Genomic DNA, 7,944 nt, shown 5'->3' with positions numbered 1-7,944 from the left:
AGTGTGGAAAGGGCGGGAAGTGACCCCGCGTTGTTGGAGAGAACCTTAGAGGGCTGCGAAAACCTCGCGCAGCAGCGTGGCGGTCTCGGACGGCGTCTTGCCGACCTTCACGCCTGCAGCTTCGAGGGCTTCCTTCTTGGCCTGGGCGGTTCCGGCGGAACCGGAGACGATGGCGCCGGCGTGGCCCATGGTCTTGCCTTCAGGAGCGGTGAAGCCGGCAACGTAGCCGACAACCGGCTTGGTGACGTTGGCCTTGATGAAGTCAGCAGCACGTTCCTCGGCGTCGCCGCCGATTTCGCCGATCATCACGATCGCCTTGGTCTCGGGGTCGGCTTCGAACGCAGCCAGGGCGTCGATGTGCGTGGTGCCGATGATGGGGTCGCCGCCGATGCCGATGGCGGTGGAGAAGCCGAGGTCGCGCAGTTCGTACATCATCTGGTAGGTCAGGGTGCCCGACTTGGAGACCAGGCCGATGGGGCCCTTGCCGGTGATGTTGGCCGGCGTGATGCCCACCAGTGCTTCACCGGGGGTGATGATGCCGGGGCAGTTCGGTCCGATGATGCGCGTGACCTGGTTGCCGTCAGCGTCCAGCTTGGACTGGGCGAGGGCCCAGAATTCGGCGGAGTCCTGGACCGGCACGCCTTCGGTGATGACAACCACCAGGCCGATGCCGGCCTCGATGGCTTCAACAACGGCGTTCTTGGTGAATGCCGGCGGGACGAAGACGATGGAGACGTCGGCGCCGGTCTCTGCCATGGCTTCCTTGACGGTGCCGTAGACGTTGATCTCGGCGTCGCCGTGCAGGACGGTGGTGCCGGCCTTGCGGGCGTTGACGCCACCCACAATGTTGGTGCCGGCCTTCAGCATCAGGGCGGTGTGCTTGGTGCCTTCACCGCCGGTGATGCCCTGGACGATGACCTTGGAGTCCTTGTTCAGATAAATAGACATGGTGCGTCCCTTTACTTCGCTGCGTTGGCGAGCTCGGCGGCCTTGTCGGCGCCCTCGTCCATGGTGGCGGCCAGGGTAACCAGCGGGTGGTTGGCCTCGTTCAGGATGCGGCGGCCTTCTTCGACGTTGTTGCCGTCGAGGCGGACTACCAGCGGCTTGTTGGCAGTGTGGCCGAGCTCGGCCAGCGCGCCGACGATGCCCTTGGCCACGGCGTCACAGGCGGTGATGCCGCCGAAGACGTTCACGAACACGGACTTGACCTGCTCGTCGCCCAGGATGACGTCCAGGCCGGCGGCCATGACCTCGGCCGAAGCTCCGCCGCCGATGTCCAGGAAGTTGGCGGGCTTGACGTTGCCGTGGTTTTCACCGGCGTAGGCAACGACGTCCAGGGTGGACATGACCAGGCCTGCACCGTTGCCGATGATGCCCACTTCGCCGTCCAGCTTGACGTAGTTGAGGTCCTGCGCCTTTGCCTTGGCCTCAAGCGGGTCAGCAGCGTCCTTGTCTTCAAGGAGGGCATGCTTGGCGTGACGGAATTCGGCGTTCTCGTCCAGCGACACCTTGCCGTCCAGTGCCACGATTTCGCCGGCACCGGTCTTGACGAGCGGGTTGACCTCCACCAGGGTGGCGTCTTCCTTCTTGAAGACGTCCCAGAGCTTGAGGATGACGTCGGCCACCTTGCCGCGCAGTTCCTCAGCGAAGCCTGCGGCTGCGACGATTTCGTCGGCCTTTGCCTGGTCGATGCCGATGGCGGGATCGATGGCAATCTTGGCCAGCGCTTCCGGGCGTTCGACGGCGAGCTGTTCGATTTCCATGCCGCCCTCAACCGAGCACATGGCCAGGTAGTTGCGGTTGGCCCGGTCCAGCAGGACGGAGAAGTAGTATTCCTCGGCGATGTCCGCACCCTGGGCGATCATCACCTTTTTGACGGTGTGGCCCTTGATGTCCATACCCAGGATGTTGGTGGAGTGCTCAAGCGCCTCGTCGGCGGACTTTGCGACCTTCACGCCGCCGGCCTTGCCTCGGCCACCAACCTTGACCTGAGCCTTTACGACAGTAACGCCGCCGATCTTCTCGGCAGCTGCCTTTGCTTCTTCTGGGGTGTGCGCCACGATGCCGGCAAGCACGGGTACACCGTGCGCCTCGAACATATCGCGCGCCTGGTATTCAAACAGGTCCACGGTTTAGTGTCCTTCTACGTCGAAGTAGTTTCTGTACAGTCGGGCACCATCGAAGACGATGACCGGGCTGCGGAATTGCACGCACCGGAGGCCTGTTGGAAACGAGCCACGCGGCGTGATGCTCCATGGGGAACTCTAGTCCTTTGGAGGGACCGGGCCGTCCCAGACTACCTCTTATGTGAGTAAGGACACTATTCTATGAGGCGTAGAAAAACCGCGTATTTACGGGGTTTTTGAGGCCTCGGCGGGTGGAGGCGGGGCACCGTTTTCCGGCCTGGAGATCAGTTCGTAACGCTCCGGGGAAACAAAGAATCCCACGCCGGCGGACACGTTTCCGCATGCCACGCCGCCGTTGTAGGCGGAACACCGCAGCCCGTTGCGTTCGAGGTTCAGGCCCTCCGCCAGGACCGGCAGCTGGGCGAGGGCACCCGCCCTGTTGCCGTTGGGGCCGTAGGTTGCCTCCATTTGTGTGACGCCGGAGCGGCACTCACCGTACGTTGCGTTGTCAGGGGTCAGGAAGGCAACGCCGCCCAGGTAGCCGAGCGATGTTCCGGCGCAGTCATCCCGGACGTCGCCGTGGGCGGGCTTCGGGTATTTGGCCAGTTCACAGTGGGCCACGGGGACGATGGCCAGCTTGTTGTTCGCTAAGTCGGTGAAGCTGTTCGTTTCGTAGGGGAGGTTCACATGCTCGCCGCGCGCGGAGGTCAGCGAACAGACAATGCTGCGGTCCTCGGTGATGAAGGAGAGGACGCCCTCAGTGCTGGAAAAATCGTCGGGATTGGCCAACGCCGCCTGTTCCAGCTGGTCCATCGGTGCCGGCGGAGGCGGCGGCACGTAGCCGGGGTCCTCGGTGGTCACGGTGCATCCCGTGGCGGCCGCCAGCACAAGGGCGGCGAGCATCCCCCAAACAGTCCGTCGCATGGCCCCCATTATGCTTCATGCCGGGGTTCGCCTGGAGGCGAGCACCCTTTCCACAACGTCTGCCGCGGCCTCGGCCGGATCCTGCCGGGCGAAGTCCTGCCGCATCTGCTGCGCCCGTTCTTTCCACTCCGGCTCGGCAAGGATGGAGTGCACGGCCCTCCTGATCTTCTCCGGCGAGGGAGCCTCGGTCCGCAGGTTGATGCCGGCACCGGCATATTCCACGCGGGCGTTGACATCGCTCTTGCCTTCATTGATGCCGGACACCACCAGCGGGACGCCTTTGGACAGGGCTAACTGCACGCCGCCGAACCCGCCGTTGGTGACGAAGACGTCCGTGGACTCAAAGACGGCGGCGAAGTCCACATAGTCGCGGATGAGGATGTTTGGCTGCGGGTAGCGCCGGTTCAGTTCGGCGGTTCCCCTGCCGCCTGTTGCCACAATCACCAGGGCATCCATGTCCTGCAGCGCCTCCAGCGCGGGAATGATGAGCTTGTCCTGGTCCGCGTTGTCCACGGTGCCCTGGGTGACCACGATGGTTGTGGAGTATCCGGGCGGCAGCTCTTCCGCTACGTCGGCGCCGGGGCGGCGGTATGGCAGGAGCGCCCCGACGTAGTGCACTTTGGGGTTGGTGTTGCGGCGCGGAAAATCAAGGGACTGCGTGCCGGCCTGGATGACGGCGTCCGAGCACCGGTACGCATCGTCGGTGAGCCTGCCCCTTTTGGGCACGTCCTGGCCGTAGAAGGTGTGCTGGCGCCGGTAGCTTTGGTGCGCAGGGCGGAGGATGATTTTGTCCGACAGCTGACCGGCCACGGTTTGCAGGGCCTTCTCGGCCGGGTTCCGCGGCGGCCGGAAGCCGAAGAAGAGCGGGGGCACCAGCGGATCGCTCTCCATGTTGGGTATCACCGCGACATTCACCACCGGCTTGCCCAGCAGGTGCGACACGAGCCGCTGGACGAACATGGAGCTGTCCACCACCAGGGCATCGAAGGGAAACTCCTGCTGCAGGTCACGGATGTCCTCGAAGAAGTTGCTGATGTTGCTGGCGAAGATCTTTTCGCCATCGAAGCCGATGGCCCGGGGCCCTTTGAGCCTGGCCCGCTCCGGATACAGCTCAAAGAGATTGTCGGCGCGGTGTTCGATGGCGCGCTTGAAGGGGATCAGGGGAATCCCGAGGCCCTTCAGCTTTCCCGTGAACACCGGGCCGGTGTACCAGCGGACATCGTGGCCCCGCTCCTTGAGCCTCATGGCCACACCGGTCATCGGATTGAAGTGGCCATCAATTGCCTGGCTCGCGAACAGGATGTTCATGGTCCCACTCCGACCTCGGGTACCGCTGCTGGGGGAAGTTCCTGAACTGTAGCCGCGAATGACGGAAGCGGGCAAGGGCTCGCCCCCGTTCGCCTACGCGTCCAGCTTGGTCAGCGGCGCGTACCGCAGCAGCAGGCGCTTTTCGCCGACGTCGAACTTCACCTTGGCTACCGTTTTGTCCCCTGCGCCTTCCAGCGCCAGGACCGTCCCGTTGCCAAAACTCGTGTGGTTTACCTTGTCCCCCACGCTGACGGCCACGATTTCCTTTTGCGGCTGCACGCGGTTCCGGGCGATGACGGCGGGAACGTCTGCGTTGAAGCCGGCAGAAGAGTCAGCTGCCGCGCCGCGGGCAGTGCCTGCACCCCAGAAGGATCCGCTGTAGCGGCCCGAACCGATGGATCCGCCGCCCCAGGCGCCGGCCTGCCGGCTGGTACCTTCACGCTTCCACTCCAGCAGCTCGGCAGGAATCTCCTCCAGGAACTGGCTGGCAGGGTTGTACTGGCTTTGGCCCCACATGCTGCGGACCTCGGAGCGGGTGACGTACAGCCGCTTCCGAGCACGGGTCAGGCCCACGTACGCCAGGCGGCGTTCTTCGGCGAGTTCCTTGGGGTCCGTTGCCGACCGCTGGTGCGGGAACAGGCCGTGCTCCATGCCGGTCAGGAACACCACCGGGAATTCGAGCCCCTTGGCCGTGTGGAGCGTCATCAGGGTGACCACGCCCAGCCGCTTTGCCTCAGCTACCGCGGAGTCGATATCGGCTCCCGGGGCATCGGGGATCTGGTCGGCGTCAGCCACCAGGGACACCTGTTCCAGGAACGCTGCGAGCGAGCCTTCCGGGTTGTCGCGTTCGTATTCACGGACGACGGCGACAAGTTCCGCCAGGTTTTCCACCCGGGACTCGTCCTGGGGATCGGTGCTGGAACGCAACGCGGCAAGGTAGCCGGTCTGTTCCAGGACGGCTTCCAGTGCCGCGGCGGCGCCGGAACCGGATGCCACCTCTGCAAGGTCGTCCAGCAGCTTCACGAAGCCAAGGACGGCGTTGACCGAACGGGTTGCCATGCCCGGCGCGTGCTCAGCCCGGCGGGCGGCAGCCATGAATGATGTCCGTTCGCGCTGCGCCAAGGCGGCCACGGCGCCTTCAGCGCGGTCGCCGATCCCGCGCTTGGGTTCGTTGAGGACCCTGCGGAGGTTGACGTCATCGTCGGGGTTGACCAGGACCCGGAGGTACGCGAGGGCGTCCTTGATTTCCTTGCGCTCGTAGAAGCGGGTGCCGCCCACCACCTTGTACGGCAGGCCCACGCGGACCAGCACGTCCTCGATGGAGCGAGACTGGGCGTTGGTCCGGTAGAAGATGGCGACGTCGCCGGGACGGAGGTTGTCCTCGTCCTGCAGCCGGTCGATTTCCTTGGCGATGAACTGTGCTTCGTCGTGCTCGTTTTCGCCCACGTAGCCAATGATCTTGTGGCCTTCGCCCTCCGCGGTCCATAGCCGCTTTTCCGGGCGGTTGGGGTTGCGGGAGATCACCGAGTTGGCCGCGCTGAGGATGTTCTGCGTGGAGCGGTAGTTCTGCTCCAGCTTGATGGTGCGGGCCTCCGGATAGTCCTTTTCAAACTCCACAATGTTGCGGATGTCCGCGCCGCGGAAGGCGTAGATGGACTGATCGGAATCGCCCACCACCGTGAGCTCCGATGCGCCGGGCCCCTCCCCCACGATTTCGCGGACCAGGGCGTACTGGGCGTGGTTGGTGTCCTGGTATTCGTCCACGAGGACGTGGCGGAACCGTCGGCGGTAGGACTCGGCGAGCGCCGGAAACGCGCGGAACATAAAGACCGTCTCGGCGATGAGGTCGTCAAAGTCCATGGCGTTGGCCTGGCGCAGCCGCTGGGTGTAGCCCTTGTACACCTCGGCCACGGCCTGTTCGAAGGGATCGTTGTAGTTCGCTGCCGAGGCATAGGAATCGGCGTCGATCAGTTCGTTCTTCAGCGCAGAGATCTTGTGCTGGATGGCTTTGGGCGCGAACTTCTTGGGATCCAGGTCCAGTGCCTTGGATACCTGCGTGACGAGCCGCAGGGAGTCAGCGGAGTCGTAGATGGAGAAGTTCGATTTCAGGCCGACGTTTGCGGCCTCCTGCCGCAGGATCCGCACGCAGGACGAGTGGAACGTGGAGATCCACATGATCTTGGCCCGGCCGCCCACCAGGGCTTCGATGCGTTCCCGCATTTCGGCGGCCGCCTTGTTGGTGAAGGTGATGGCCAGGATTTCGCCGTGGTGGGCACGCCCGGTGGCGATCAGGTAGGCGATCCTGTTGCTGAGCACGCGGGTCTTTCCCGAACCGGCACCGGCCACAATCAGCAGCGCGGAGCCGGCATGCTTAACCGCTTCCTCCTGCTGCGGGTTCAGTCCCTCCAGCAGCTGGGCCGCGTCCGGCCGCCGGGCACCCTGCCGGTGGCTCCCCGACGGGTCGTCCCCGTGCTGGCCGCCAGGTTGCCCGCCGCCCCCATGGCGGTTGCCCTCAGGGTTCCAGGAGGGCGCGCTGCCGCCCGGACCGGCCGCGGTGGCCACGCCGTCAGGACGCGTCTTGGTGCGGGTGGCCGCTGCGGGAGCGGCCTTGAACGGTCCGTCAGAGTACGGGTCAAACAACATATCCATGGTGCCTACAAGTCTAGGCGGTGGGACCGACACGCACTTCCAGCCTGTGGATTACGGAAGGACAGGGCAGTAATCCTCAGGCGACCGAGCCGGACTCAAGGGCCGCACGCAACTCCCGTACCGCCGTCGTTCCTCCTGCCATGAACCATTCCAGGCCGTTGACCCGGACCGTGTCCACGGCGCCGCCCGCGGCCCGGACGATGGCCTTGCCGGGCAGCCAGTCCCATTCCGGGCAGCTGTGCTGGAACCAGCAGCCCATCTGTCCGTCCGCCACCCTGCCCAGGTCGCAGGAGCCCGAACCCAGCATGCGGAGCGTCGCGGCGGACGTTGCCGCGGCGTGCCACGGCATGGCGCACAACGGGTCCATGAGCCAGCGGGGATGGATGTAGGTGGCGGCACCCAGTTCGGCGACCGCCGTCGCGTTCCGCGCTCCCCTGTTGTCCTGGAAGACGGTGAGCGGCTCCCCGTTCAGGGTGGCGGGGTGCGTACGGCCGCCCAGCCAGAGCTTGTCCTCCTCCGGCTGGTAGATGGCGCCGAGCAGCACGTCGGAGGTGTCCTTCAGCGCGATGGCGGAGCACCAGTAGGTGGAGCCGTGCAGGAAGTTGTAGGTGCCGTCCACGGGATCGATCACCCAGGTCCGGCCGCTGCTGCCCTTGACCGAGGCCCCCTCCTCGCCGAGGATGCCGTCCTCCGGCCGGCAGCGCTGGAGCTGCTCCAGCACATAGGCTTCTGCGGCATGGTCGGCGGCTGTCACCACATCCGAGATGGAGGTCTTCTGCTGGGACTGCAGCCCGGCCATCCGCATCAGCAGCGCCAGCTGCCCGGCTTCGCGGACCAGGGCCGCCGCAAGCTGGTGGTCGTCCAGTGAGGGGTCAAGTTCTATTGCGCTGTGCCGGCCATTGGTCATGGCTTCAGTTTATGGGGCGGGATAATGGTG

6 protein-coding genes are annotated in these 7,944 nt (G+C 65.1%); all 6 read right to left on the bottom strand.

Features of this window, described 5'->3' with window-relative positions; translation table 11 throughout:
• Window positions 1-45 precede the first annotated feature (45 nt).
• Window positions 46-948: a succinate--CoA ligase subunit alpha gene (gene sucD, locus P2Q66_RS08130; protein WP_079597816.1), complete on the bottom strand. Its 903-nt coding sequence runs from the start codon at window positions 946-948 to the stop codon at window positions 46-48.
• Window positions 949-959: 11 nt separating this feature from the next.
• Window positions 960-2,129 carry an ADP-forming succinate--CoA ligase subunit beta gene (sucC, locus tag P2Q66_RS08125; RefSeq protein WP_275727083.1) on the bottom strand — a complete coding sequence of 390 codons (1,170 nt, stop codon included), beginning with the start codon at window positions 2,127-2,129 and terminating at the stop codon, window positions 960-962.
• 222 nt (window positions 2,130-2,351) lie between these two features.
• A complete protein-coding gene (locus P2Q66_RS08120; RefSeq protein WP_275727082.1) occupies window positions 2,352-3,059 on the bottom strand; it encodes a hypothetical protein in 708 nt (235 codons plus the stop codon).
• 6 nt (window positions 3,060-3,065) lie between these two features.
• On the bottom strand, window positions 3,066-4,358 hold the full coding sequence (locus P2Q66_RS08115; protein ID WP_275727079.1) for a nucleotide disphospho-sugar-binding domain-containing protein: 1,293 nt from the start codon (window positions 4,356-4,358) through the stop codon (window positions 3,066-3,068).
• 93 nt (window positions 4,359-4,451) lie between these two features.
• Window positions 4,452-7,007 (bottom strand): DNA helicase PcrA, encoded by a 2,556-nt coding sequence (gene pcrA / locus P2Q66_RS08110; RefSeq protein WP_275727076.1) that lies wholly within the window; start codon window positions 7,005-7,007, stop codon window positions 4,452-4,454.
• A 76-nt stretch (window positions 7,008-7,083) separates the two neighbouring features.
• Window positions 7,084-7,914 (bottom strand): inositol monophosphatase family protein, encoded by an 831-nt coding sequence (locus P2Q66_RS08105; protein ID WP_079597821.1) that lies wholly within the window; start codon window positions 7,912-7,914, stop codon window positions 7,084-7,086.
• Window positions 7,915-7,944 lie beyond the last annotated feature (30 nt).

Origin of the sequence: Arthrobacter sp. Cr_A7, assembly GCF_029222765.1 — a bacterium.
In the GTDB taxonomy this organism is placed as follows: Bacteria; Actinomycetota; Actinomycetes; order Actinomycetales; family Micrococcaceae; genus Arthrobacter.
Note: the sequence above shows the minus strand (reverse complement) of the source record. Positions and strands in the feature narration are given on the sequence as shown.

Bases quoted from the DNA above. Each gene is read 5' to 3' on its own strand.
- P2Q66_RS08115 (WP_275727079.1), bottom strand. From the start codon at position 4,358: ATGAACATCCTGTTCGCGAGCCAGGCAATTGATGGCCACTTCAATCCG.
- sucD (WP_079597816.1), bottom strand. From the start codon at position 948: ATGTCTATTTATCTGAACAAGGACTCCAAGGTCATCGTCCAGGGCATC.
- pcrA (WP_275727076.1), bottom strand. From the start codon at position 7,007: ATGGATATGTTGTTTGACCCGTACTCTGACGGACCGTTCAAGGCCGCT.
- P2Q66_RS08105 (WP_079597821.1), bottom strand. From the start codon at position 7,914: ATGACCAATGGCCGGCACAGCGCAATAGAACTTGACCCCTCACTGGAC.
- P2Q66_RS08120 (WP_275727082.1), bottom strand. From the start codon at position 3,059: ATGGGGGCCATGCGACGGACTGTTTGGGGGATGCTCGCCGCCCTTGTG.